Source organism: Mesorhizobium sp. B2-4-17, from assembly GCF_006441275.1.
Taxonomy (GTDB): Bacteria; Pseudomonadota; Alphaproteobacteria; order Rhizobiales; family Rhizobiaceae; genus Mesorhizobium.
Genome location: NZ_VFUX01000007.1, coordinates 113,236 through 137,108 on the forward strand (window position 1 = coordinate 113,236; position 23,873 = coordinate 137,108).

23 protein-coding genes and 2 pseudogenes are annotated in these 23,873 nt (G+C 64.5%); 16 read left to right on the forward strand and 9 right to left on the reverse strand.

Annotated elements, in window-relative coordinates; all coding sequences use genetic code 11:
* Positions 1-33: 33 nt before the first annotated feature.
* The 3 genes and pseudogenes from FJ548_RS07835 (at position 34) to FJ548_RS07850 (ending at position 2,774) form a co-directional block, all read left to right on the forward strand.
* Positions 34-651, forward strand: a pseudogene (locus FJ548_RS07835) (LysE family translocator).
* 178 nt (positions 652-829) lie between these two features.
* Entirely contained in the window at positions 830-1,810 is a 981-nt protein-coding gene (gene cysK, locus FJ548_RS07840; protein ID WP_140610615.1) for a cysteine synthase A, read from the forward strand.
* Between the two features lie 337 nt (positions 1,811-2,147).
* On the forward strand, positions 2,148-2,774 hold the full coding sequence (locus tag FJ548_RS07850; RefSeq protein ID WP_140691861.1) for a glutathione S-transferase family protein: 627 nt from the start codon (positions 2,148-2,150) through the stop codon (positions 2,772-2,774).
* 33 nt (positions 2,775-2,807) lie between these two features.
* Here the strand turns inward: FJ548_RS07850 and FJ548_RS07855 are convergent, their stop codons facing one another.
* Together FJ548_RS07855 and FJ548_RS07860 are read right to left on the reverse strand one after the other, a co-directional pair.
* Positions 2,808-4,055, reverse strand: a complete 1,248-nt coding sequence (locus FJ548_RS07855) for an RNA polymerase sigma factor (protein WP_140777570.1) — start codon at positions 4,053-4,055, stop codon at positions 2,808-2,810.
* A 7-nt stretch (positions 4,056-4,062) separates the two neighbouring features.
* A complete protein-coding gene (locus tag FJ548_RS07860; protein WP_140777607.1) occupies positions 4,063-4,431 on the reverse strand; it encodes a YciI family protein in 369 nt (122 codons plus the stop codon).
* A 236-nt stretch (positions 4,432-4,667) separates the two neighbouring features.
* Here FJ548_RS07860 and FJ548_RS07865 point away from each other — a divergent pair, with 236 nt between their 5' ends.
* The 3 genes from FJ548_RS07865 to FJ548_RS07875 are packed head-to-tail and all read left to right on the forward strand — an operon-like array spanning position 4,668 to position 8,182.
* Complete coding sequence (locus tag FJ548_RS07865; RefSeq protein WP_246678584.1) at positions 4,668-5,624, forward strand: TAXI family TRAP transporter solute-binding subunit; 957 nt, start codon at positions 4,668-4,670, stop codon at positions 5,622-5,624.
* A 60-nt stretch (positions 5,625-5,684) separates the two neighbouring features.
* Positions 5,685-7,802: a TRAP transporter permease gene (locus FJ548_RS07870; RefSeq protein WP_140777572.1), complete on the forward strand. Its 2,118-nt coding sequence runs from the start codon at positions 5,685-5,687 to the stop codon at positions 7,800-7,802.
* The gene (locus FJ548_RS07875) at positions 7,799-8,182 is read left to right on the forward strand and encodes a DUF1850 domain-containing protein (protein ID WP_140777573.1); all 384 of its coding nucleotides are present in this window, start codon (positions 7,799-7,801) and stop codon (positions 8,180-8,182) included. Before FJ548_RS07870 ends, FJ548_RS07875 begins: the two co-directional genes overlap by 4 nt.
* Positions 8,183-8,522: 340 nt before the next feature.
* Here the strand turns inward: FJ548_RS07875 and FJ548_RS07880 are convergent, their stop codons facing one another.
* Positions 8,523-8,663 carry a hypothetical protein gene (locus tag FJ548_RS07880; protein ID WP_013892047.1) on the reverse strand — a complete coding sequence of 47 codons (141 nt, stop codon included), beginning with the start codon at positions 8,661-8,663 and terminating at the stop codon, positions 8,523-8,525.
* Positions 8,664-9,055: 392 nt separating this feature from the next.
* On the opposite strand from FJ548_RS07880, the gene FJ548_RS07885 reads away from it, so the two are divergent.
* The 3 genes from FJ548_RS07885 (at position 9,056) to ligD (ending at position 13,092) form a co-directional block, all read left to right on the forward strand.
* Positions 9,056-9,562 (forward strand): ferritin-like domain-containing protein, encoded by a 507-nt coding sequence (locus tag FJ548_RS07885; RefSeq protein ID WP_140610608.1) that lies wholly within the window; start codon positions 9,056-9,058, stop codon positions 9,560-9,562.
* A 125-nt stretch (positions 9,563-9,687) separates the two neighbouring features.
* Positions 9,688-10,566, forward strand: coding sequence for a Ku protein (locus FJ548_RS07890; protein ID WP_140777574.1), 879 nt, complete (start codon positions 9,688-9,690; stop codon positions 10,564-10,566).
* Between the two features lie 12 nt (positions 10,567-10,578).
* Positions 10,579-13,092 (forward strand): DNA ligase D, encoded by a 2,514-nt coding sequence (gene ligD / locus FJ548_RS07895; protein WP_140777575.1) that lies wholly within the window; start codon positions 10,579-10,581, stop codon positions 13,090-13,092.
* 252 nt (positions 13,093-13,344) lie between these two features.
* Here ligD and FJ548_RS07900 read toward each other — a convergent pair whose 3' ends face one another.
* Entirely contained in the window at positions 13,345-14,019 is a 675-nt protein-coding gene (locus tag FJ548_RS07900) for a winged helix-turn-helix domain-containing protein (protein ID WP_140777576.1), read from the reverse strand.
* A 162-nt stretch (positions 14,020-14,181) separates the two neighbouring features.
* Between FJ548_RS07900 and FJ548_RS07905 the strand changes: the two genes are divergently transcribed.
* Entirely contained in the window at positions 14,182-14,514 is a 333-nt protein-coding gene (locus tag FJ548_RS07905; RefSeq protein WP_140691844.1) for an NIPSNAP family protein, read from the forward strand.
* Entirely contained in the window at positions 14,511-14,855 is a 345-nt protein-coding gene (locus FJ548_RS07910) for an antibiotic biosynthesis monooxygenase (protein WP_140777577.1), read from the forward strand. The genes FJ548_RS07905 and FJ548_RS07910 overlap by 4 nt, the downstream gene beginning before the upstream one ends.
* A gap of 214 nt (positions 14,856-15,069) precedes the next feature.
* Here FJ548_RS07910 and mbfA read toward each other — a convergent pair whose 3' ends face one another.
* Positions 15,070-16,053 carry an iron exporter MbfA gene (mbfA, locus tag FJ548_RS07920; RefSeq protein ID WP_140777578.1) on the reverse strand — a complete coding sequence of 328 codons (984 nt, stop codon included), beginning with the start codon at positions 16,051-16,053 and terminating at the stop codon, positions 15,070-15,072.
* Between the two features lie 177 nt (positions 16,054-16,230).
* On the opposite strand from mbfA, the gene FJ548_RS07925 reads away from it, so the two are divergent.
* The 5 genes and pseudogenes from FJ548_RS07925 to FJ548_RS07945 all read left to right on the forward strand — a co-directional run.
* A complete protein-coding gene (locus FJ548_RS07925) occupies positions 16,231-16,554 on the forward strand; it encodes a hypothetical protein (RefSeq protein WP_140610601.1) in 324 nt (107 codons plus the stop codon).
* Positions 16,555-16,682: 128 nt separating this feature from the next.
* Positions 16,683-17,666, forward strand: a complete 984-nt coding sequence (locus FJ548_RS07930) for a threonine/serine dehydratase (protein ID WP_140777579.1) — start codon at positions 16,683-16,685, stop codon at positions 17,664-17,666.
* A 151-nt stretch (positions 17,667-17,817) separates the two neighbouring features.
* Positions 17,818-18,735 (forward strand): NADP-dependent oxidoreductase, encoded by a 918-nt coding sequence (locus FJ548_RS07935; RefSeq protein WP_140777580.1) that lies wholly within the window; start codon positions 17,818-17,820, stop codon positions 18,733-18,735.
* Positions 18,736-19,159: 424 nt separating this feature from the next.
* Positions 19,160-19,534, forward strand: a complete 375-nt coding sequence (locus FJ548_RS07940) for a hypothetical protein (RefSeq protein WP_246671526.1) — start codon at positions 19,160-19,162, stop codon at positions 19,532-19,534.
* 133 nt (positions 19,535-19,667) lie between these two features.
* Positions 19,668-19,853, forward strand: a pseudogene (locus FJ548_RS07945) (DOPA 4,5-dioxygenase family protein); the annotation flags it as partial.
* A gap of 303 nt (positions 19,854-20,156) precedes the next feature.
* On the opposite strand, the gene FJ548_RS07950 reads toward FJ548_RS07945, so the two are convergent.
* From FJ548_RS07950 to FJ548_RS07965, 4 genes are read right to left on the reverse strand one after another with little or no spacing between them, the layout of a single operon-like run.
* Entirely contained in the window at positions 20,157-21,293 is a 1,137-nt protein-coding gene (locus FJ548_RS07950; RefSeq protein ID WP_140610598.1) for an ABC transporter permease, read from the reverse strand.
* Complete coding sequence (locus FJ548_RS07955; protein ID WP_140777581.1) at positions 21,290-22,210, reverse strand: ABC transporter ATP-binding protein; 921 nt, start codon at positions 22,208-22,210, stop codon at positions 21,290-21,292. The genes FJ548_RS07950 and FJ548_RS07955 overlap by 4 nt, the downstream gene beginning before the upstream one ends.
* Positions 22,207-23,160 carry an HlyD family efflux transporter periplasmic adaptor subunit gene (locus FJ548_RS07960; RefSeq protein WP_140777582.1) on the reverse strand — a complete coding sequence of 318 codons (954 nt, stop codon included), beginning with the start codon at positions 23,158-23,160 and terminating at the stop codon, positions 22,207-22,209. The genes FJ548_RS07955 and FJ548_RS07960 overlap by 4 nt, the downstream gene beginning before the upstream one ends.
* Positions 23,157-23,861 carry a CerR family C-terminal domain-containing protein gene (locus FJ548_RS07965; RefSeq protein WP_140777583.1) on the reverse strand — a complete coding sequence of 235 codons (705 nt, stop codon included), beginning with the start codon at positions 23,859-23,861 and terminating at the stop codon, positions 23,157-23,159. Before FJ548_RS07965 ends, FJ548_RS07960 begins: the two co-directional genes overlap by 4 nt.
* Between the last annotated feature and the right edge of the window lie 12 nt (positions 23,862-23,873).

Sequence of the window (23,873 nt, forward strand, 5' to 3'; positions counted from 1 at the left end):
TCCCAACAGCGTTTCCGGACGCAAGGCCGCATCATGACCCTCACCGGCTTCCTCGCCTATAGCGCCGCTCTCGGCGTCGCCGCCGCCATTCCAGGCCCCGGGATCACGGCGCTTGTCGCGCGTGCGCTGGGCTCCGGCTTCCGCTCGTCGCTGGCCATGTCCTTCGGCCTGATGGTTGGCGATCTCACTTATCTGACCGCCGTGGTGCTGGGCCTCGCCCTCGTCGCGCAGACCTTCGGCATGGTGTTTTTTGCGATCAAGTGGGCCGGCATCGCCTATTTGGCTTTTCTCGGCTGACGCTTCTGGACCGCCGGCATCACACCCGAGACCGTCGAAGCGAAAAAGGGCAAGGCCGGATTGCTGTCGAGCTTCGCCGCCGGCCTTACCGTGACGCTCGGCAATCCGAAGACGATGATCTTCTATCTCGCCATCACGCCGACCATCGTCGACCTGAAGACGATCACGCCTGCCGACTATGGTCTCCTCGCGGCGCTGACGGTCGTCGTCCTGTTCGTCGTGCTGGTGCCTTACCTGGCGCTCGCCGCCAAGGCGCGCTGGTTCCTGAAATCGCCGCGCGCGCTGAAGGCCCTGAACCGCACGGCGGCCGGTTTCATGATCGGCGCAGCGGCAGCGATCGCCGCCCGCCAATAGGGGGCTTTCTGCGAATCCGTTCCAGAAACGGGCGTCGCCCCGAAACGCTTTTCCAAGGCGGAAGCGTTTTAGACACAAGCCCTACTCGGATATTTTCGGCCGACGGTCTATCTTGCGCGATCGAAGGCTCTATCTTGCCGGCTGATGCCAATCGCCTGAAATCCTGGGAGCGAAACCAATGAACAAGCCCGTCACCTCCGCCCGCGTCCCCGGCCGCGGCCGCATCTACGGCTCCATCACCGACACGATCGGCGACACGCCCCTGGTACGGCTCGACAAGTTCGCCAAGGAGAAGGGCATCGTTGCCAATCTCGTCGCCAAGCTCGAATTCTTCAATCCGATCGCCTCGGTCAAGGACCGCATCGGCGTGGCGATGATCGAGGCGCTGGAAGCGGCCGGCAAGATCTCGCCCGGCAAGACGACGCTGATCGAACCGACCTCGGGCAACACCGGCATCGCGCTCGCCTTCGCCGCCGCCGCCAAGGGGTACAAGCTGATCCTGACCATGCCCGAGACGATGTCGGTCGAGCGCCGCAAGATGCTGGCTTTGCTTGGCGCGGAGCTGGTGCTGACCGAAGGGCCGAAAGGCATGAAGGGCGCCATCGCCAAGGCCGACGAGCTGGCCGCGACCATCCCCAATGCCGTCATCCCGCAGCAGTTCGAAAACCCCGCCAATCCGGAAATCCACCGCAAGACGACAGCGGAGGAAATCTGGAACGACACGCAGGGCGAGATCGACATTTTCGTTGCCGGCATCGGCACCGGCGGCACCATCACCGGCGTCGGCCAGGTCCTGAAGAAGCGCAAGCCCTCGCTGCATGTCGTCGCCGTCGAGCCGGAAGCCTCGCCGGTGCTGTCTGGCGGCCAGCCAGGCCCGCACAAGATCCAGGGCATCGGCGCCGGCTTCGCGCCAAAGATCCTCGACACCACGATCTATGACGAGATCGTCAAGGTTTCCAACGAGGATTCCGTCGCCAATGCGCGCCTCGTCGCCCGCCTCGAAGGTGTGCCGGTCGGCATTTCGTCGGGTGCGGCCCTGCAGGCGGCAATCGTCATCGGCTCACGGCCGGAGAACAAGGGCAAGACCCTTGTCGTGGTCATACCCGACTTCGCCGAGCGTTATTTGTCGACGATCCTGTTTGAGGGGCTGGGGGCTTAGGGTTCCGTACGCCGGAATCAGAACCCCGTCAGTCGAGTCCCTTCGCGCCCCCCTCTGCCCTACCGGGCATCTCCCCCACTAAGGGGGAGATCAGCAGTTTCACTGAAGGCGCTTTTTTTCGACGCTGGTGATTGGCGAAAGCCGTCGTGACATCTGATCTCCCCCTAGTGGGGGAGATGTCCGGCAGGACAGAGGGGGCGCTGTCCCGCCAACCTTCCGCATCATGAAACTGGCCCGCTAAAAAATCCTCTCGTGGCGCCTGCCACCAGCTTGAGCAGAGCCCTGCTTCCGGTTCATATCGCCAACGGCCCGTCTGTTCGGGCCGGGGGAGTATCTCATGTACAAGCTCTACACGCGTCCCGGCAGCGGCGGCTTTGTCATCGAGGCGGCGCTGGCGCTGGCGAACGCACCCTTCGAGCAGATCGACGTGCCGAAGACCGACCGGCCCGATCCGGCTTTCCTGGAGATCAGCCCGCTGAACCAGGTGCCGGTGCTGACCTTGCCGGACGGCCGCTCGATCACTGAATCGGCGGCGATCTGCATCCTGCTTGCAGAGCGCCACCCCGAGGCTGGCCTGGCACCGGCGATCGACGCGCCCGCGCGCGCCGAGTTCCTGCGCTGGATGGCCTTCATGTCGTCGGTGATCTACCCGGCGATGTTGCGCTTCTATTACGCGCCGCGCTACACGGCCGATGCCGACGGCGCCGAAGCCGTCAAGCAGGCTGCCGTCGCCGAGATGAATCGCGGCTTTGCCGTCATCGATGCCGCCTTGCGCGGCCGTGACTGGCTTGCCGGCGAGGCGATGTCGGTGGCCGATATCTACCTGGTGATGCTGGTGGCCTGGCATCCCGACACAGGCAAGGCGCGCGCAGCCTGGCCGAACATTGAACGCCTGTGGAGCGAACTGCGTGCGCATCCGTTGGTGCAAAAGCTTAACGCATCGCACCAGATGTGGCCGGGCTGAAAGATCGCCGGGAGCGGCAGCGCCTTTCAGCGCTCAGTTTTTAACAAGCGCAGCCCGTTTTGCCTGCAGGAAGCGGCGCAGCGCCGGATCACGTTCGAGGCCGATGGCCCGGTCATAGGCTTCGACCGCATGCACCACATTGCCGAGCCTGGCCAGCAGGCCGGCGCGGGCGGCCCAGTAGGGTTGATAGTCGGCGAGGCGCTTGTCATCACCCAGCACGTAAAGCGCGGCCAGCCCCGCCGTCGCCCCGTCTGTCTCGGCGATGGCCACCGCGCGGTTGATCGCCACGACGGGCGAACCTGATATCATCGACAGCGCATCGTAGAGCTGCCTGATCGCGGCCCAGTCGATGCGGCCACTCAGCCGTCGCGTCGTATGGGCCGACTGCACCGCTGCCTCGAGCTGATAGCGGCCGATGACGCCCCTGGTCGCGGCATGGCCAAGCAGGGCCTCGGCCTCGTCGATCAAGACATCGTCCCACAGGGCGCAATCCTGCGCGGTCAGCGGCACATAATCGCCGGCGGCATCGCGTCGGGCGGGCCGGCGCGCCTCGGCAAACAGCATCAATGCAAGCAGGCCAAGCGCCTCCGGCTCGTCAGGCAGAAGCGAGGCCACCAGCCGGCCAAGCCAGATGCCTTCGCTCGCCAAATTGCGGCGCCGCGTCTCGGTGCCGGCCGGATCGGACCAGCCTTCGGCGAATGCCGCGTAGATCGCTTCCAGCACGGCGTCCAGCCGTTCGCCAAGCTCGGCCCGCTCCGGCACACGGAACGGAATGCCGGTTTCGCGGATACGGGTTTTCGCGCGCACCAGGCGTTGGCTCATCGTTGCCGGTGAGACAAGAAACGCCGAAGCGATCGTCGCGGCATCGAAGCCGAGGATGGTCTGCAGGATCAGCGGTGCGCGCACGCCCGATTCGATCGCCGGATGGGCACAGGCGAACATCAGGCGCAACCGCTCGTCGGGCAGGTCTTCGTCGGTCATGCGCGCCTCCATCTCTTCGGCAATCAACTTGAGATGCTCGCGGCCAGCCTCCCGGGTGAGCCGCCGGCGCACCGCATCGACGCGGCGTCGCCGCGCCACGGCAAGCAGCCAGGCTTCCGGCTGCGCGGGCACACCGGTTCGCGGCCAGCGTTCGAGCGCGGCCGCGAACGCATCCGCCAGCACGTCCTCGGCGCCGGCAACGTCGCGCGAGCGCGCCGCGAGCCAGGCGACCAGCTTGCCGTAGCTCTGCCGGGCGGCTGCTTCGGCCGCCGCCCACGCCTGCTCAGAACGATCGTCCATCACATTTTCATTGCTCGGTGACGTACTCGGTCATTTCCCAGATGGGCCGTACCTCGACCGTGCCGGTGCTGGCGGCGGGACAGCGCGCCGCCCATTCGATGGCCGTGTCGATGTCGGCCGCCTCGATCATATAAAACCCGGCAAGCTGCTCCTTGGTGTCGGCATAGGGGCCGTCGAGCACGTTGGTCTTGGCGCCGGCCATCCGCACCGCAGTGGCCGCCTGGGTCGGGCGCAGCCGTTCGCCAGCCAACCACGCGCCGGATTTCTTCAAAGCTTCGGTATAGGCACCGTAGGCCGCGAGGGTCTGCTGGATCTGTTCTTTCGGCGCATTCGCCATCGCGGCTTCGTCATTGTAGATCAAAAGCATGTATCGCATGGGTCTTCTCCCGTGGTTTCGAAGGCCGCTCCGTTGCGGGCCGAACGTATGTCGTGCGGCGGCGACCGATTTCGACAGGCTGCGGAAAACTTTCGGCTGCAGTCGCGCCTTGCGCAAGCCGGCAGGTCGTCTAATGGCACGTTTGCGGGTTGGCATTTGCGTCCCGCCGTCTAAACTCTGGTCGGTCCGCGTCGAGGAGGGTGATGCGGTTGTCGCTATCCCAGGGAGGAAAACACGTGCTCTTTTTCAGAACGAAGTTCATCGCGGCTGGCATGGTGGCCCTTTCGCTGGGCGTGGGTATCTGCGCTGCCAGGGCCGACGAGTTCATCAACGTGCTGACCGGCGGCACTTCCGGGGTCTACTATCCGCTCGGCGTCGCGCTTTCGGAAATCTACGGCAAGACCATTCCGGGCGTGCGTACCCAGGTCCAGGCGACAAAGGCTTCGGTGGAGAACCTGAACCTTCTGGAGCAGGGCAAAGGCGAGATCGCCTTCGCGCTCGGCGATTCGGTGAAAGCCGCCGCCGAAGGCGACGCCGATGCCGGTTTCCCGCAAAAGCTCGAAAAGCTGCGCGCGATCGCGGCCATATACCCCAACTATGTCCAGATCGTCGCCAGCCAGGAGTCCGGCATCAAGTCCTTCGCCGACTTAAAGGGCAAGAGCCTGTCGGTCGGCGCACCGAAATCCGGGACCGAACTCAACGCGCGCGCCATCTTCGGGGCGCTGGGCATGAGCTACAGCGATCTGTCGAGGACCGAATACCTGCCGTTCGGCGAATCGGTCGAACTGATCAAGAACCGCCAGCTCGACGCCACGCTGCAGTCGGCGGGGCTCGGCGTCGCGTCGATCAAGGACCTTGCTTCATCGCTGCCGATCACCGTGGTGGCGGTTCCGGCCGAGGTCGCCCAGAAGCTGGGCGCGCCGTTCCAGGCGGCGACCATTCCCGCCGGCACCTACCAGGGCCAGAAGGAGGACGTCCCGACGCTGGCCATCACGAACATCCTGGTGACCCGGTCCGACCTGTCGGATGACGAAGCCTATCAGATGACCAAGCAGTTGTTCGAACACCTCGACCAGATGGTTGCCGCGCACAATGCCGCCAAGTCGATCAAGCTCGAGGACGCGATCAAGGGGCTGCCCATCCCGCTGCATCCGGGCGCCGCGCGCTACTACAAGGAAAAGGGCATGATGTGACAAGCGGCTATGGCCGGGAACCGGGCGGCCGGCTCCCGGCCGATTGAAGGCGCAAGTCCCATGGCTCAGACGGCCGGCATCGAGACAAGAACAGAGGCCACGGCGGAAGATTTCCACGACCCGACCGGAGGCGGTTTCGCGCCATCGCGAGAAGGCCGGCTGCTGTTCTGGATCGCGGTCATCTTCTCACTGTTCCAGATTGCCACGGCCGCCCACATCCTCAGCATCCCGAGTCAGGTGCTGCGCGCCTCCCATGTCGGCTTCCTGATGCTGCTGGCTTTCCCGCTCGTCGCATCCGCGCGCAAGCTGGGCGCCGCCGGACGGACGCTCGCCTGGGCGCTGGCCCTGGCCGGTGTCGCCGTCGCCGCTTACCAGTATCTCGAATACCAGCCGCTGATCCTGCGCGCCGGCGACCTGAACACGGCCGACCTGATCTTCGGCGTCATCGCGCTGGTCACCGTCTTCGCGGCTGCCTACGCGATGATGGGGCCGGCCTTGCCGGTCATCTCCGGGTGTTTTCTTCTCTATGCGCTGTTCGGCCAGCATCTGCCGTCGCCGCTGAACCATCGCGGCTACGACTTTTCGCAAGTCGTCGACCAGATGGCCTATGGCACGGAAGGCATCTATGGCATCCCGATCTACGTTTCGGCCACCTACATCTTCCTATTCATCCTGTTCGGCTCGTTCCTGGAACGCGCCGGCATGATCAAGCTTTTCACGGACGTGTCGCTGGGTTTCGTCGGCCATGCACGCGGCGGCGCGGCCAAGGTGGCGGTGATCGCATCAGGGCTCATGGGCACGATCTCAGGATCCGGCGTCGCCAATGTGGTCACCACGGGCCAGTTCACCATTCCGCTGATGAAGCGCTTCGGCTACCGTGCGGCCTTTGCGGGCGGCGTCGAGGCCACGGCCTCGATGGGCGGACAGATCATGCCACCGGTGATGGGCGCGGTCGCCTTCATCATGGCCGAGACGCTCGGCGTCGAATATTCCGAAATCGTCAAGGCGGCGATCATTCCCGCCTTGCTCTATTTCGCCTCGGCCTTCTGGATGGTGCATCTCGAAGCCGGGAAACACAATCTGCTTGGCCTGTCCCGGGCCGAATTGCCTTCGCCGCTCGCGGCATTCCGCCGGGGCTGGTACCTGATCCTGCCATTGGCAGTCCTCATCTACCTGCTGTTCTCGGGCTACACGCCGCTCTATGCCGGCACGATCGGACTCGCCATGACGGTGCTGCTGATCCTCGGCGGCTCGGTGGCGCTCGGACTGCCCTCGCCCATCCTGCGCGCCGCCTTCTGGATCGGTCTGGGTCTGGTCGCCGCCAGCTTCTTCAAGATGGGCATCAACGCCATTCTCGCCGCCGCCGCCGTGCTGATCGTGGCAAACCTCTTCGTCTCGGGCGGGCGCGACACGCTAATCGCCTGCCGGGATTCGCTGGCCGAAGGCGCGCGCACGGCGCTGCCGGTCGGCATTGCCTGCGCCGTGGTCGGCGTCATTGTCGGCACCATGACGCTGACCGGCGTCGCGACGGCCTTCGGTGCCTTCATCGTCTCCATCGGCCAGTCCAGCCTGTTCCTGTCGCTTGTCCTGACGATGGTGACTTGCGTCGTGCTGGGTATGGGCATTCCGACCATTCCAAACTACATCATTACGGCCTCGATTGCAGGGCCGGCGCTGCTTCAGCTTGGCGTGCCGCTGCTGGTCGGCCACATGTTCGTGTTCTATTTCGGCATCCTGGCGGATCTGACGCCGCCGGTGGCGCTTGCCTGTTTCGCCGCCGCGCCGATCGCCCGGGAAAGCGGATTGAAAATCGCCTTCGAGGCAATAAAAGTCGCCGCCGCCGGTTTTGTCGTGCCGTTCATGGCCGTCTACACGCCGGCTCTCATGCTGCAGGACGGCGGCCCACTGTCGGCGGCGGTCGGGTATTGGCCCGCGGTCGCCTATATCGTCGTCAAGGCCGTGCTGGCGATCGGCTTGTGGGGGGCGGCCGTGATCGGCTTCCTGCGCACGCGGCTGACCGTATGGGAACGGTTCGCGGCCGCCGCCGCCGCCTTCCTACTAGTAGCGGCGGTGCCGTTGACCGACGAGGCCGGCTTTGTCCTATCGCTGCTGGTGGTGAGCGCGCACTGGTACCGCACCCGCACCGTGTCCGGCGCTCCCGGGCCGACGATCCCGTGAGCCTCTGCATCCTGTCCGCCGGCAAGACAGTGGCGCTGGCTGCCACCGCCTTCACCCTGTCGTGGACGCATTCGGTCGAACGGACGCGCTGGGCGGAAGACTGGACGGTGACGCCTTCCGGCCTGCAAGTCGTCGAGGCGCGCATCGAAGGCTCGGGCGCCGGCATGGAGCCACCCGAGGGCGCGGTGCTTCGCGGCGGCTGGTGGGTCTACGCGCCCAGCATCGGTACGCAGCGCCGCGTCGTGCTAGCCGCCTCCGGGGCGACTGGCGATGGGTGGACGCTGTGCACCCCTCAGGGCTGCAGGGAACTTGGCAAGACAGCGGGCGGAGCGATCGTGCTGGAGGCTTGCGAACCCGCCAGCACAAGCCAGCCGCGGTAGCCCGTGATCGTCCCGGCGAGCGGGTGTGAAATCCGGGCCGACCTTCTATCTCGAAACCCAGCGAGCCATGCCGTTAGCCGGCTTGCATCGAAGGATTCAGGTGGATGGCCTGGCTTGGGACGGCTTGACTTGTTACGGCTTGACCAGGGAAGGTCGCTCACGCAGGCCTCGGCTGCTCGTGTCCTGCGACACCAAGCCAGCCGGAGGCGGCATCAAAGACGTGGCGATGCCGCACGCCGCCTGTCGGCGAAAATCGGGCGCTCGGCGCGGTAGGTCGTGGCGCGGGAGTCGGCACCCGGCCTGCAGATGCGGCTGTTGTGGCGGCTCTCGAACGTCATGGTCAGTGCGCGCCCAGCGACGTGCCGCGGCGGGCGCAAGCCGGCCCGGGGCCGCGCATGTAATAGCGCTCGGGCCGATAGGTCGGCGCAACGAATTCGCGGATGGCGGCGGCATAGCCGATGAGGTGCGTGAGGAAGTTCATTTTACCTGTCCCTGTCCCGTTTTCGGATGTCCTTTCCGATTTGCGGGAATGATAGCATCGAGGCGTGAATAGTCGGTGAACGTGATGTTAATTTCTGGTCGAAAACCCGTTGCTTCGTGGCCGGAATGCGGCCGATTCGGGGTGTTTCGGCGCCTTTTGTCGCCATTTTCGTCGGTGTGACTTTTGCATCACATATGTTTCGTTTGAATGTCGCCTGCGCGCGGTTCTGTTTCAACTTCCAGACGGCCGCCGGAAATTTCATTTGCCTCCTGCCAATGGGGACCGGAACCGGCCCATGCACCGGACGTTGAGCCTTGGGCCGGCATGCCGGCTCGCTGCCAAAGGCAGGCCAACAATCCCGAAACAGCAAGAGCAATGGAAAGGCTGAAACCATGGGCTTCTTTTCGAAGGACATCAAAACGCTGGACGACCTGTTCGTGCATACTCTGCGCGACATCTATTATGCCGAAAAACAGATCGAGAAGGCGTTGCCGAAGATGATCGACAAAGCCACCGACGCGCAGCTGAAGGCTGGCTTCGAAAAACATCTCGAGCAGACAAGGGGCCACGTCGAACGCGTCGAGGAGGTGTTTGAACTGCGTGGCGTCAAGGCAAAGACGGTCAACTGCCCGGCCATTGACGGCATCCTCGAGGAGGCCGACGAGGTAAGCGGCGATATCGACGACAAGGAGGTGCTGGACGCTGCCCTGATCGCTTCGGCGCAGGCGGTGGAGCACTACGAGATGACCCGCTACGGCACGCTGATCGCCTGGGCCAAGCAGCTTGGCCGCAGCGACTGCGCCGATCTGCTGGCCAGGAACCTCAAGGAAGAGCAGGCGACGGATCGCAAGCTGACCGAAATGGCGGAAAGCAAGATCAACCTGCAGGCCGCCGAATAAGGGGCTGAGGGCCAAGACCGGAGGCAGTCGCGCCGGCCTTGGCCCGACCGGATTGGAACCGGTTGCGACGTTGTCCGTTGCACCTCATCTTTTATCGGAAATCGTCTTTCTTAACAGGAATCGTCATGGCGCCGCGTCCGGCCTGGAGAGGCTACCTGAAGCTTTCGCTGGTCACCTGCGCCATCGAACTGACCAATGTCGTCACTCATGCCGAGAAAGTCTCGTTTCGCATTCTCAACCGCCAGACCGGCAACACGGTGAAGCGGATCTATGTCGACGCCGAAACCGGCAAGCCGCTTGGGGACGATGACGAGATCAAGGGTTACGAAGACGACAATGGCGAGTTCATCCATATCGAGGAAGACGAGATCGAGGCCGTACAGATCGAGTCGTCGCATACGATGGGGCTCGACGGTTTCGTCGACAAATCCTCCATCGAGCAGATCTACCTGGATACCCCCTACTACGTCACACCGGCCGACAAAGTCTCACAGGAAGCCTTCGCCGTCATCCGCGACGCCATGGCCGGCAAGAAGATGGCGGGGCTGGCCCGCATCGTGCTCTATCGGCGCGAACGTCCCGTGGTCATCGAGCCGCTCGGCAAGGGCATGTTGCTGACGACGTTGCGCTACGACAACACCGTGCGCCAGCCTGACACCGTCTTCGGCGACATCGAGGCGGTGAAGACGGATCAGGAAATGACCGATCTGGCCGAGCTCATCATCGACAAGAAGAAGGCGAAGTTCGATCCTTCGAAGTTCGAGGATAAATACGAGGACGCGCTGCTCGAGCTCATTCGTGCCAAGAAGGCTGGCCGCAAGGCGCCGAAGGCCAAGGCGCCGCCCAAGCCCTCCAATGTGGTCAACCTGTTCGATGCGCTGAAGAAGAGCCTTTCGTCCGAAGGCGGTTCCGGCACCGGCCGCGCAAAGACCGCGGCGAAGGCAAAAGCGGCGACCAAGCGCGGCAAGCCGAAAGAAGCCGCGACCAAGCGCAAGTCGGCGTGAGGATGCGAACAGATGGCTAGCCTCGAACAATATCATGCCAAACGCGATTTCAAGAAGACCGCGGAGCCGGCCGGCAAGGTGGTCCGCAAGAAGGGCGAGGCCGGCGGCATCTTCGTCATCCACAAGCATGCCGCGACCAGGCTGCACTACGACCTTCGCCTGGAACATGCGGGCGTGCTGTGGAGCTGGGCGGTGACGCGCGGGCCAAGCCTCGACCCGCATGAGAAACGGCTGGCCGTGCATGTCGAGGATCATCCTATCGACTATGCGCCGTTCGAAGGCACCATCCCAAAGGGCGAATATGGCGGCGGCTCGGTCATCGTCTGGGACGAAGGCACGTGGACGCCCGACGGCGACCCGGCCAAGGCGATGAAGAAGGGACATATCGATTTCGAACTCAACGGCCACAAGCTGCACGGCCGCTGGCATCTGGTGCGGCTGAGACCGCGCCCCGGCGAGAAGCGCGACAATTGGCTGCTGATCAAGTCGGGTGATGCCGCCGCGCGTCCGGGCGAGGATATTCTAAAGGACGAGCCCAGATCGGTGAAGTCCGGCCTGACGATCGAGGAGGTCGGCGAAGGCAAGGCCGCCAAGGGCGAGAAACCGAAGGTCTGGCACTCCAACAAGCCGGTCGCCGGCACGGCGAAGGCCGGACACGCGAAGCACCTGGACTTCATCGAGCCGCAATTGGCGACGCTGGAGCGGGATGCGCCGTCCGGCGAGGACTGGCTGCACGAGGTGAAGTTCGACGGCTATCGCATGCAGGCGCAGATCGCCGGCACCGATGTGCGGCTGCTGACCCGCACCGGCCTCGACTGGACGAAAAAATTCGGCGACCCCATCGTCGCCGAGCTCGCCGGTCTGAAATGCAGCGACGCCATCATCGACGGCGAGATCGTCGTGCTGGCCGACAGCGGCGTCTCTTCCTTCGCGCTGCTGCAGCAGGATCTGTCGGCAAGACGGACAAATCGCTTCATCTACTATGTATTCGACCTGATGCGGCTGAATGGGCAGGACCTGCGCCGCGAGCCGCTGGTCGATCGCAAGCAGGCCCTGCAGGAATTGCTCGCCGGGCAGCCGCAGGACTCGGCGGTCCGCTTCAGCGATCATTTCGCCGAACCCGGCAAGGTGATGCTGGAGCATGCCTGCCGCATGGGGCTGGAAGGCGTCGTTTCCAAACGGGCCGATGCGTCCTACCGCGGCGGGCGGGGCCCGACATGGGTGAAGTCGAAATGCACGGCACGGCAGGAATTCGTCATCGGCGGCTATTTGCCGTCGGACAAGACCGGGCGCGGGCTGCGCTCGCTGCTGGTCGGCTATTACGAGGGTGGCAAACTGCACTATGCCGGTCGCGTCGGCACCGGCTTCTCCACCAAGGGCGCCAACGAGCTGAAGAAGAAACTCGACGCGCTGAAAGCCACGGCTTCACCGTTCAATGCGGCCGTGCCGAAGGGCAAGGGCCTGGTCTGGGTCAAACCGGAGCTGGTCGGCGAAGTGGAGTTCCGCAGCTGGACCTCCGACCGTATAATACGCCATGCCTCGTTCCAGGGATTGCGCGAGGATAAGCCCGCGGAGGAAGTCGTGCAGGAAAAGCCGAAGGCAGCAGCGACAGCCAAGAGCGCGGCCAAGGCCAAGCCGGCATCAAGCGCCGCCAAGGCCGCCGGAGCCGCCAGAACCACCGTGAAGCTCTCCCATCCCGACAAGCTTTTATGGCCCGACGAAAAGATATCGAAGCAAGCCCTGCTCGATCACTATGCGCTGGTATGGCCGCGCATGAAGCAGTTCGTGGTCGACCGCCCGCTCAGCCTTGTCAGGGCACCGGATGGCGTCCAGGGCCAGCGCTTCTTTCAGAAGCATGCGTCACCCGGCATGCACGAGAAGATCGCGAAGACGAACGATCCGACCGACGGCGAGGAAATCCTGTACATCCGCGACTTCGACGGCATTGCGGCGCTGGTCCAGCTCGGCGTGGTCGAAATCCACATCTGGGGCTGCACCATCGATGATCTTGCAAGGCCGGACCAGATCGTCTTCGATCTTGACCCGGACGAGGGCGTCGACGTCGAGGCGGTGCGCGCGGCCGCCCTCGACATCAGGGGCAAGCTCGACGAGCTGTCGCTGCCCAATTTCGTCAAGACGTCGGGCGGCAAGGGCTTTCATGTCGTCGTGCCGCTGAAACCGTCGGCGGATTGGGCCGAGGTCAAGAGCTTCGCCCATGATTTCGCCCGCGCGCTGGAACAGGGAGCGCCGGACCGCTACACCGCGACGTTGTCGAAGAAAGCGCGCACCGGCAAGATCTTCGTCGACTATCTGCGCAATGGCAGCGGCGCGACCACCGTCGCCCCCTACTCCTCGCGGGCCAAGAAGGGCGCCACCGTGTCGATGCCGGTGACCTGGGCCGAGATCGAGGCCGGACTGGCGCCGAACGCATTCCCGATCGGCGACAAGACAACGCTGAAGCAGCTGGCGAAAGCCGATCCGTGGGCGGATTTTTTCAAAGAGGGCAAGGTGTTGAAGCGGGGGTAGCCCGATTTCGACGCCGAGCAACACCCTCTGCCCTGCCCGGGCATCTCACCCTTGAAGTCACGGCTATCGCATATGGAGTCTTGCGAAGAGGGACCCCCACCCCTAGCTTGCCGGGGCGAGACCCGTGGCTCGCCCCGGCAAGCTAGGGGTGGGGGTATTCGTAGGGCGAAAGCCTCGGCTTTCATATGCGATTGCCCTGCCTTGAGGGGGAGAGGTCTGGCAGGACAGAGGGGGCGCTGTCCCGCCAGCAGCTCAGCTCAAAAACACCTTCTCGAATGCCGCCTTGCCCGGCGGCGAGAAGATCACCGCACGGCTGTCCTTCTCGCGCCGTGCCCATTTCTCGGCAAGAATCTTGTCGAGGATGGCGGCCCCAAGCGAGCCGGCGAGGTGCGAGCGCCGCACGCTCCAGTCGAGGCAGGCGCGGCAGAGCGGACGGCGAGGCCTAGCGTCGACATCGATGCCTATTGCCGCGAAATGCGATGTCGCCGACGGGCCAAGCCTGATCTCCCTGTCGTCGCGCCGCAGGATGTCCTTCTCGACAAACCGATCCAGCATCGCGACCGCCTGCTCGCCGGCGAGGTGGTCGTAACAGACGCGCGCGACGCGCATCGCCGCGTCACGCGGGCCCGGCCGCACCCGCCTGGGGCCGACGGCCTCGGCAACGCCGGTGATGGCCTCGATCATGCCCGCCACCTGCGGCCCGGCAAGGCCGTAATAGCGATGCCGGCCCTGACTGGCCAGGGTCAGCAATCCGCCCTCCATCAATTTCGACAAATGCGAGCTGGCGGTCGGCAGGGAGACGCCGGCTTCCAGCGCCAGCTCGCTCGCCGTCAATGCCGTGCCGCCCATCAATGCGGAGAGCATGTTGGCGCGGGCCGGATCGCCGACCAGGCTGGCGATACGGGCGATGTCGGGTCCTTCACGCATAGTTTGATCCTTGTCGAAGCATCCCAGTGAGATAACCACTATTCTGGCTTCAGCCCAAGGAGCCGGCGACGGCGGCTCCTGATAGGAAATGCCTAGCACCTCGATGCGCACGACGTTTCGACCGCGCTCGAACCATTGATGCAAAAACCCAGGGAGCCGACCATGACCATCACCTGCTTCATCCGCTACGAGATCGACCGTTTCGGCAAGGCTGCCTTCGAGGAATATGCCCGCAACTGGGGCCAGGCCATTCCGCGCTGCGGCGCCGACCTGATCGGCTACTATGCCCCGCATGAGAGCTCGGCCACGACGGCCTATGCCGTCTACAATATCGACAGCCTGGCGGCCTACGAAGCCTATCGCGCCCGGCTTGCCGCCGATCCCGCCGGCAAGGCAAACTATGAGTTCGCCCGCCGTGAACGCTTCATCCTCAGGGAGGACCGCATGTTCCTGAAACACGTCTCCGGGCCCCACGCGCCATTGGTGAAAACATGATCGCCGTCATCTTCGAGGTCGAACCGGCGGCGGGCAAACGCGATGCCTATCTCGCCATCGCCGCCAATTTGCGTCCCTTGCTCGACGGCATCGACGGGTTCATTTCCATCGAACGGTTCCAGAGTCTGGCCGACCCGAGCCGCATCCTGTCGCTGTCGTTCTGGCGCGACGAGGATGCGGTAAAGGCTTGGCGCAACACCGAGGAGCACCGGCAGGCGCAGCAAGCCGGCCGTGGCGGCATCTTTGCCGGCTATCGTCTGCGCATCGCGCATGTCATTCGCGACTATGGGCTGACGGAGAGGGAACAGGCGCCGGCGGACAGCCGGGCGGTGAATGGATGAGGCTATTTGGTTGATATTGGCGCCGCCCCTCACCTGCCTGCCGGCATCCTCTCCCCGTATAGTGACGGGGAGAGGGGCGCTGTCATCGCGGATTTCGCCAATTGCCTACCTTGCAGGAAGAGCACCAAGGTAGAAGCCATCTCCTTCTCCCCGTCCCTTATACGGGGAGAAGGTGCCGGCAGGCGGATGAGGGGCAGCGCCGACCTCCGCTTATCTATGCATTCCCGATCAGCACGCCGGCCGCGAACACCAGCGCGCCGCCCAGCACCACCTGGAAGGCGGCGCGCAGGAAGGGGGTCTGCATGTAGCGGTTCTGGACGAAGGCGATCGCCCACAATTCGAAGAACACCACCACGGCGGCGACGGCGGTCGCCGTCCAGAAATGCGGGATGAGATAGGGCAGCGCGTGGCCGAGACCGCCCGCCGCCGTCATGACGCCGGTGGTGATGCCGCGCTTTATCGGAGAGCCCCGGCCCGATAGCTTGCCGTCATCGGACGCCACTTCGGTGAAGCCCATCGAAATGCCGGCGCCGATCGAGGCGGCAAGACCGACCAGAAAGGTCTGCCAGGTGTCATGCGTGGCGAAGGCGGCGGCGAAGATCGGGGCCAGTGTCGAGACCGAGCCATCCATCAATCCGGCCAGGCCCGGCTGCACATAGGTGAGGATGAACTGGCGCTGCTCGGTGGCGGCCTCTTCATCCCTGACCTCGCCCGGGACATGCTTCTGTTCGAGGCGCTGCGCCAACGTTTCATGGCCTTGCTCCGCCAAGGCCAGGTGGTCGAGCAATTTCCGCGTCGAGGCATCGGTGGTGCGCTTCGCCGCCTCGACATAGAACAGATAGGCCTGCCGTTCCATCGCCTCGGCCTGGCTGCGCACATGCTCGATGCCGAGCGGCCTTACCAGCCAGTCGGGCTTGCGCTCATAGTACCCCTTCACATGCTCGCGCCGGATCAGCGGGATGCGCTCGCCAAAGCGCTTGCGATGAAGCTCGATCAGCGAGTCGCGATGGCCGTCCTCTTCCTTGGCCATCTCCTCGAACACTTTCGCCGATTGCGGAAACCGCTCCGCCAGCCCGTCGGCATAGGCCCGGTAGATGCGGCCATCGTCCTCCTCGGACGAAATGGCCAGCGCCAGGATCTCCTGTTCGGAGAGCGACTCGAAGGGTCGGCGGCCGAAGCCGAAAACACGGGAAAGCATGAGGAAATCACCCTAGTTTAGAATTGTTCTAAACTAGGGTTGGAAGTGGCCCGGGTCAATCGCATGCTTGGCCGCGAGGTCAAGAATTGTTGAAGCGCTCGAGCGTGGGTGGCCCTTTATTATCGGCAAAGATTCACCTATATAGCTGAACCTAAGACAAGAATGAGGATCCAGCAGATGACGACAAAACATCCCGCACAGCATTTCGATCCGAAGCCCGTCCTCGATCTTATCGCCAGCATCGAGGCGGACCTGCAGAGGCTGAAGGGCCTGGTCGAGCAGGAGGTCGAGAAGTTCGACCCCGCCAATCCGCACAACAAGGCTCCGGATGGCAAGCTGACCGAGGAAGGCGTCGAATGCTGCTACCGCATGTTCGACGAGGGCAAGTCGCGCTATTCGGTCTCACAGCAGATGAAGATCTCGTTTGCCGCCGCCACCCATCGCTTCAACAATTGGCGCAAGCTGGGCGGCACCAAGAGGCAAAGGACGCTGCTGGGTTAGGAACACTCAATTGCCGGTCTCGGCGCCGTTCATGACTCGCCAACTTTGTAAGGGTCACATTTTTTCAATGGCGCGCCACGTGCCTTTGCGGGCATCATAGAGACACCATTCCTCTTTGCTGGACTCGCATGACCGCCCCCATCCTTCCCGGCATCGCCGACATCCGCGCCGCCGCTGCCCGGCTTTCCGGCCTGATTGTCGAAACCCCCTTGATCGAATCGCAGGAGCTGAACAAGCGCTTTGGCGGCCGTATCCTGTTCAAGCCCGAGACGCTGCAGCGCACCGGCTCGTTCAAGTTCCGCGGCGCCTACAACAAGCTGTCTTCGCTGAGTGAAGAAGAACGCAGCCGTGGCGTCGTCGCCTTTTCCTCGGGCAATCATGCGCAAGGGGTCGCCGCTTCCGCCGCCATGTTCGGGGTGAAGGCGGTCATCGCCATGCCGGCGGACGCACCGGCGATGAAGATCGGCAACGTCCGCCGGATGGGCGCCGAGGTGGTGCCGTTCGACCGCTTCCGCGATGACCGCCTGACCGTGGTTCGCCCCTATCTGGACAAGGGCATGGTGCTGGTGCCGCCCTTCGACGATCCGGCCATCATCGCCGGGCAGGGCACGATTGGCCTTGAACTCATGAGGCAGGCCAGGACGCTCGGCGTCAGCCTCGACGCGGTCATTGTCCCCTGCGGCGGCGGCGGTCTGACCAGCGGCATCTCCGTCGCGGTCAAGGACGCCTCGCCCGGCACCGCGGTCTGGGCGGTGGAGCCGGAGCATTTCGACGACACGCGCCGCTCGCTTGCCGCCGGCGCCCGGGTTTCGAACGAACCGGGCTACAGCTCGATCTGCGACGCGATCCTGACCGCCGAGCCGGGCGCCATCACTTTCGAGATCAACCGCAGGAACCTCGCCGGCGCCATTGCCGTTTCCGACACGGCGACCGCGCAGGCGATGCGCGACGCCATGGCCCACCTCAAGCTGGTGGTCGAACCGGGCGGCTGTGTCGGACTGGCTGCGCTGTCTTCGGGCGGGATCGAACTCGCGGGCAAATGCGTCGCCGTGGTGCTGTCCGGCGGCAATGTCGATTTCGGCACCTATGCCGAAATCATGGCTGCTGCATAAAGCGGCGACCAGTTCTGGATTGCACGCGCCGTCGCGCATCTGACGATTGCCGAAGGCCTCGGGACCCCTGCTGGCGAACGTGCCGCCCAAATCCGGGGAGTGGTCGGAAGCCTCTCCACCAAAGAGACAAATGACCGAGGAGGAAACTATCATGAAGGCTATCGTGGTGACGGACCAGGCGGCGGGAACGGCCGGGATGACGCTGGTGGAGCGGCCCGAGCCGCAGGCAGCGATAAACGATGTCGTGGTTCAGGTTCATGCTTCGGGGTTCGTCCCGACCGAGCTGACGTGGCCCTCGACCTGGACCGATCGCCGCGATCGTGACCGAACACCGTCGATTCCCGGGCACGAACTGGCCGGCGTGGTCACCGCCCTCGGCTATGGCACGACGGGATTGTCGGTGGGACAGCGGGTGTTCGGCCTCGCCGACTGGTATCGCGACGGCACCCTGGCGCAGTATATCGCCATCGAGGCACGCAACCTCGCGCCGCTGCCGGGCGACGTCGACTTCACGGTGGGCGCGAGCCTGCCGATCTCGGGCCTGACCGCCTGGCAGGGGCTGTTCGAGCACGGCCGCCTCCGGGCCGGGCAGAGCGTCCTCGCCCACGGCGCGGCCGGTGCCGTCGGGTCGATGGTGACGCAACTCGCACGGGAGGCCGGCGCCTACGTCATCGGCACCGGCCGCGCCGCCGACCGTCAGGCGGTGCTCGACTTCGGCGCGAAGGAGTTCGTCGACCTCGACAACGACACGCTGGAAGGCGCCGTCAAAGTCGATCTGGTGTTCGACGTCATCGGCGGCGACGTCGGCAAGCGGTCCGCAGGCATGGTTCGGGCCGGAGGAACGCTGGTGTCCGTCGTCGGGCCGGCCGAGGCGCGGCCCGCCGACGGCCTGGCGGTCGACTTCGTTGTCGAGTCCGATCGTGCCCAGCTGAGCGAAATCGTCCAGCGGGTGCGGGACGGACGGCTGCGGACGAACATCGGCAACGTCTCGAGCCTCGACGATGCCGTCGCCGCCTTCAACCCGACCGAGCGCCGCAAGGGAAAGACGATCATCCGCGTTCGTCCGTGAGGATTTGGGGATGGCGCAAATGGCCTCAGAATCGTGGCCAGCCACGCCGTCATCACGCACCTGACGATCGCGGACGAACTTGGTCCGCAGTTGGCGAACGTGCCGGCGAGAATGGGGCAATGGATAGGAGGCTTGGTGCCGAGGAGCGACGACTTTCAGAAGTCAGGATGCTCAAGTTGTCGCGCGGCTGGGACCACTTTGGGGCCGCAAGCCGACTGTCCGTAATTGGAGGCAGGCTGGGGAACTCGATCATGCGGCGGCGCGGCGCGGCTCGTCCTATCGGCTTCACAGGCTGCTGAGTCGGCTAATGACATGCCCCGGCACCTTGCGGCGGCGCCGGAGCGTTTGTGAACGATTGACGACAAGATTCACAAAAAGGTGTCGACTCTCAACGGAACGTCGATCGGACCGATGGGTTCTGCCCATGTCGGACACGATCCGGCAAAAGCCGAAAAACGAAGATGGAGTATCTCCCATGCTTACAAAAATCCTCGCAGCCTCGGCCCTCACCATCGGCCTTGCGACGGCGGCGCTGGCCCAGGATGCCGGCGCTTATAACGCAAACACCGGGGCAACTTCCGGGACCCACCAGCCAAGGCACCATGCAAGACGGGTGCTCGTCGATCCAAGCACCACCTCCAGCATTGGCATCGTTGGGACGAGCTCGGATTATATGAATTCGAATGCCGATCAAAATTGCCCCGCAGGCCCGCAGGGGGCAAACCCGGAAACGCCCAATGCCAGCGGCAGGCCACCGAAGGCGCCACCATCGGTGAATGGCCACCATTGCGGCCAGTAACGGCGCCGCGGCAACAGGGGGGTAGCTCGTGCAGGCACCCCCCGCCGCTGCAGTTTTCGGGGCTACGCGGCCTCTTCCGAGTGTCGGTGCTTGATGTAGAGTTCCCCGGGGATCATCGAAGGGGAACATCGAAGTGAACGAAAAAGCCGGTCCGAGGCCGCTTTCGGAAATCGCCAGCTATCACGCCCACATCTATTACGACGGTCCGGCCGAGCGGCAGCACGCCGAATGGCTGCGTCTTCGCATCGGCGAACGTTTCCGCGTGCGCCTGGGCAATTGGCGCGACGAGCCCGTCTGCCCGCACGAGCAGGCCATGTACTAGGTCTCGTTTGGGGCCGAACATTCTAGGAATTGTGAGGCGGCAATCTCTCCACAGTCAATTAATTGCCGTCCTTAGGCGTCGTCAGTTTTCATACGAAGCTCTGATGTTGTGAAGATTTTGATGGTTGACAAGCATGGCTGCTTTTGGGGAACCATTGGAGCCAACCAAATGACCGCAATGGGCGCAAAGCAGTCATTCCTGCTCCGGCTTAGAACGTGCCCTTCATCAATATCCGGTTCTGGCTACCGCGACGTACCGTTTCGACCCACTCACGCCCGCCCAGCGGCTTGTCCCCCGCCCCTAGTCCAGCGTCCGCCTGAAGCGCACCAGGGCCACCCCGGCAAACAGCGCCACGAACACCACCAGCCAGCCGATCTCGGTCGCCACCGCCGGCAGCTGTGCGCCCTTCAGCATCACCGCGCGGGTGATGCGCAGGAAATGCGTCAGCGGGAAGATTTCGCCGAAAATCTGCGCCCAGCCGGGCATGCCGCGATAGGGGAACATGAAGCCTGACAGCATGATGGACGGCAGGAAGAAGAAGAAGGTCAGCTGCAGCGCCTGCATCTGCGTGCGGGCGATGGTCGAGATCGTGTAGCCGAGCAGCACCAGCGCCAGCACGAAGATCAGCACGGCGCTGAGCAGCAGCGATATCGAGCCGGCAAAGGGAATGGCAAACAGCAGCTTCGACGCCGCCAGCACCACCAGCACCTGCACCGCACCGACCGCTAGATAGGGCAGCACCTTGCCCATCATGATTTCCAGCGGGCTGGACGGCATCGCAAGCAGGTTCTCCATCGTGCCGCGCTCGGTCTCGCGCGTCAGCGCGATCGAGGTCATCATCACCATCGTCATCTGCAGGATGACGCCCAGCAGGCCGGGCACGATGTTGTATTGCGAGATGCCTTCCGGGTTGTAGCGCCGGTGCACCACGACATCGAGCTGGCCCTTGGCGGCCTCGGCGGCGGCCTCCTGCATGCCCTGGGCTCTGAGCAGCGCCTGGCCGGCGACGGTGCCGAGCGTCGAGATGGCGCCGGTGGCCACCGCCGGATCGGTGGCGTCGGCCTCAATCAGGATTTGCGGCTTGTCGCCGCGCTCCACCCGCCGGCCGAAATCGGCCGGAATGGTGACGACGAAGGCGACGTCGCCCCGCGCCATCAGGAACTCGGCCTCCTCGGCACTTTGCGCGACATGGTCAAAGCGGTAATAGCCGGTGGTCTGCAGCGCCGAGACTATGGCGCGCGTATAGGGATCGCTGCTGGTCGCCACCAGCGCCGCCGGCAGGCTCTTCGGATCGTTGTTGATGGCGTAGCCGAACAGCACCAGCTGGATCAGCGGCACGCCCAGCATCATGGCGAAGGTGATGCGGTCGCGCCGCATCTGGATGAACTCCTTGATCAGCAGCGCGCCGAGCCTGGCGAAGGAAAAGACGTCGTTCATGCCATGTTGTCCTTCGAGCCGGACATGAACTGGATGAAGACGTCCTCGAGGCTGGTTTCGCCCGGCGCCACCGTCACGCCCTTGTATTGCTTCTCGACATCGGCGAGCGCCGTTTCGAGCTTCTTCTTGTCGGAGCCGACGACATGCAGCGTCGCGCCGAACGGCGCCACCTGGTCGACGCCGGGGCGGCCCTGCAGCGCTTCGGCCACCTTGTCGAGACGGGGGCCCTGGACCACGAACGTGGTCAGCCCGGCATTCTTCACCACGTCCGCGACGGTGCCGGTGGCCAGCATCTTGCCGTAGGAGATGTAGCTGATGCGGTGGCAACGCTCGGCCTCGTCCATGTAGTGGGTGGAGACCAGCACCGTGAGACCGCCGCTGGCAAGGTGATGGATCTCGTCCCAGAATTCGCGCCGCGCTTTCGGGTCGACGCCGGCCGTCGGCTCGTCGAGCAAAAGCAGCTTCGGTTTGTGCATGATGCAGGCGGCCAGCGCCAGCCGCTGCTTCCAGCCGCCGGACAAGGTGCCGGCCAACTGGTTGCGGCGCGTGGCCAGTCCAAGCTCATCAAGTGTCTTGGCGACATACTCTTCGACCGGCTTCAACTGGTAGAGCCGCGCCACGAATTCGAGGTTCTCGCCGATCGTCAGATCCTCGTAGAACGAGAATCTCTGCGTCATGTAGCCGACTTCGCGCTTGATCCGGAGCGAGTCGGTGCGAATGTTGAACCCCAGCACCGTGCCTTCGCCCTCGTCCGGCGTCAGCAGGCCGCACATGATGCGGATGGTCGTGGTCTTGCCCGAACCGTTGGGGCCGAGGAAGCCGACGATCTCGCCTTCGGCGACCGACATCGTCACATGGTCGACGACGGTCTTGTCGCCGAAGCGCTTGACCAGGCCATGAACGTCGATGACGTTCATTTCGCCGTTTCCGCGAGATCGACGTCGACGATCTGGCCGGGCTGCAGCAGACCCGCATCGCCCTCCGGCCGCGCCTCGACGAGATAGACCAGCTTCTGCCGGTTCTCGAGCGAATAGATCACCGGCGGCGTGAATTCGGGGTCGGGCGAGACGTAGCTAACGCGCGCCTTCACGTCCGGGCCGCAACCGTCGCAACGAACGCTGAGCAGGCTGCCGACCTTGACGGAAGCGAAGGCGGTTTCCGGTATATAGACGCTGAGCTTGACCGCGCCGTCGGGCAGCATGGAGATGACAGGCGCCGTCGGCCCGGCTGTGTCGCCTGGATTGCGGATGACATCGTTGACGCGGCCGGGCGATGGCGCCGCCAGCACCCGTTTCGACAGCCGCCACTCGGCCTGCTGCAGCGCGGCCCGCGCCTGCTTGACCTGATTGTCGGCGGCCTTGATCGTCTCCGCGCGCGCCGGCAGGCCGCCGACGGCGAGATTGGCCTCAGCCTGCCCGACCTGGGCGTTGGCGGTCTCCAGCGTCGCCGAAGCCGTGTCGTAATCGGCCTGCGTGCCGGTGCCGCGCTTGAACAGATCGGCGGCACGGTCGTATTTTCGCTTTGCGTCATCGGCCTGCGCCTTGGCCATGTCGACCTGAGCCTTGAGCGCGGCGATTTCCTCCGGCCGCTTGCCGACCTGCAGGTCGGCAAGCTGTGCCTGCGCCTGCGCGAGGCTTGCCTCGGCCTGCGCCACCGCGATCCTGGCGTCGGCGCTTTCCAGCGTCACCACCGTCGTGCCGGGCGTGACGCGATCGCCGCGCTTCACGGCAACGGCCTCGACCTGCGCCACCTCGATCGGCGCCAGCAGCACATAATCGCCTTCGACATAGCCGACGGCCAGCGGGGCGGTGGGCGCACAGGCCCCGAAAAGCTGCGCGGCGAGCGGCAGCGAACACAGCAAGCTCATGGTCTTTGCCCCTTCATCCCGGTCCCTTTTCTGGCGGCCAGCATGGCGCTGAGGTTGTCCGTCGTGACCGCCACGACCTTGGCGGCCTCGGCGGCGCCGATGTCATGCCAGCCCATGCGGCGCATCACCGCTTCGCGGCCGATGCGGAAATAGATGACCTGGCCGATCAGCGTGAACACGGTCAGCCGGGTCCGTTCGCTTTCGGCCGGCTCGCCGGTCGCCTGCTCCCAGATCACGCACAGCCGGCGATGCGTCGGCTCGAAGACGCCGTCATAGATGCGGTCGAGCGCAGCCGTCGGATGCGACAGTTCACGCAGCACGAATTGCACGATCTCGCCGGCCTGCGGCTGCGCCACGATGAAACCGACCATCCGCTCCAGTGCGGCGAAAAGCTGCGCGCGCGCCGCCTCCGGATCGCTTGCCGCTCCCGGCTGGCCATTGCCGAGCGCCTGGCCGGCGATCGCCTGGATGGTTTCGACGATATAGTCGGCGGCGGCAGTGCGAAGGCCTTCCTTGCCGCCGAAATGATAAGCGATCGAGCCAATATTGGCTTGCGCTTCCGCCGCGATCTCGCGGGTCGAGGTGCCGTCGAAACCCTGCCGGCCGAACAGTTTCAGCGCAGCGCGGACAAGCGCGGCGCGCGTCAACTCCGCCGGGGCTGGCTGGCGGCGCGAAGTTCCGGTGATCGGCGATCTGGTCATGCCGAATTTTAA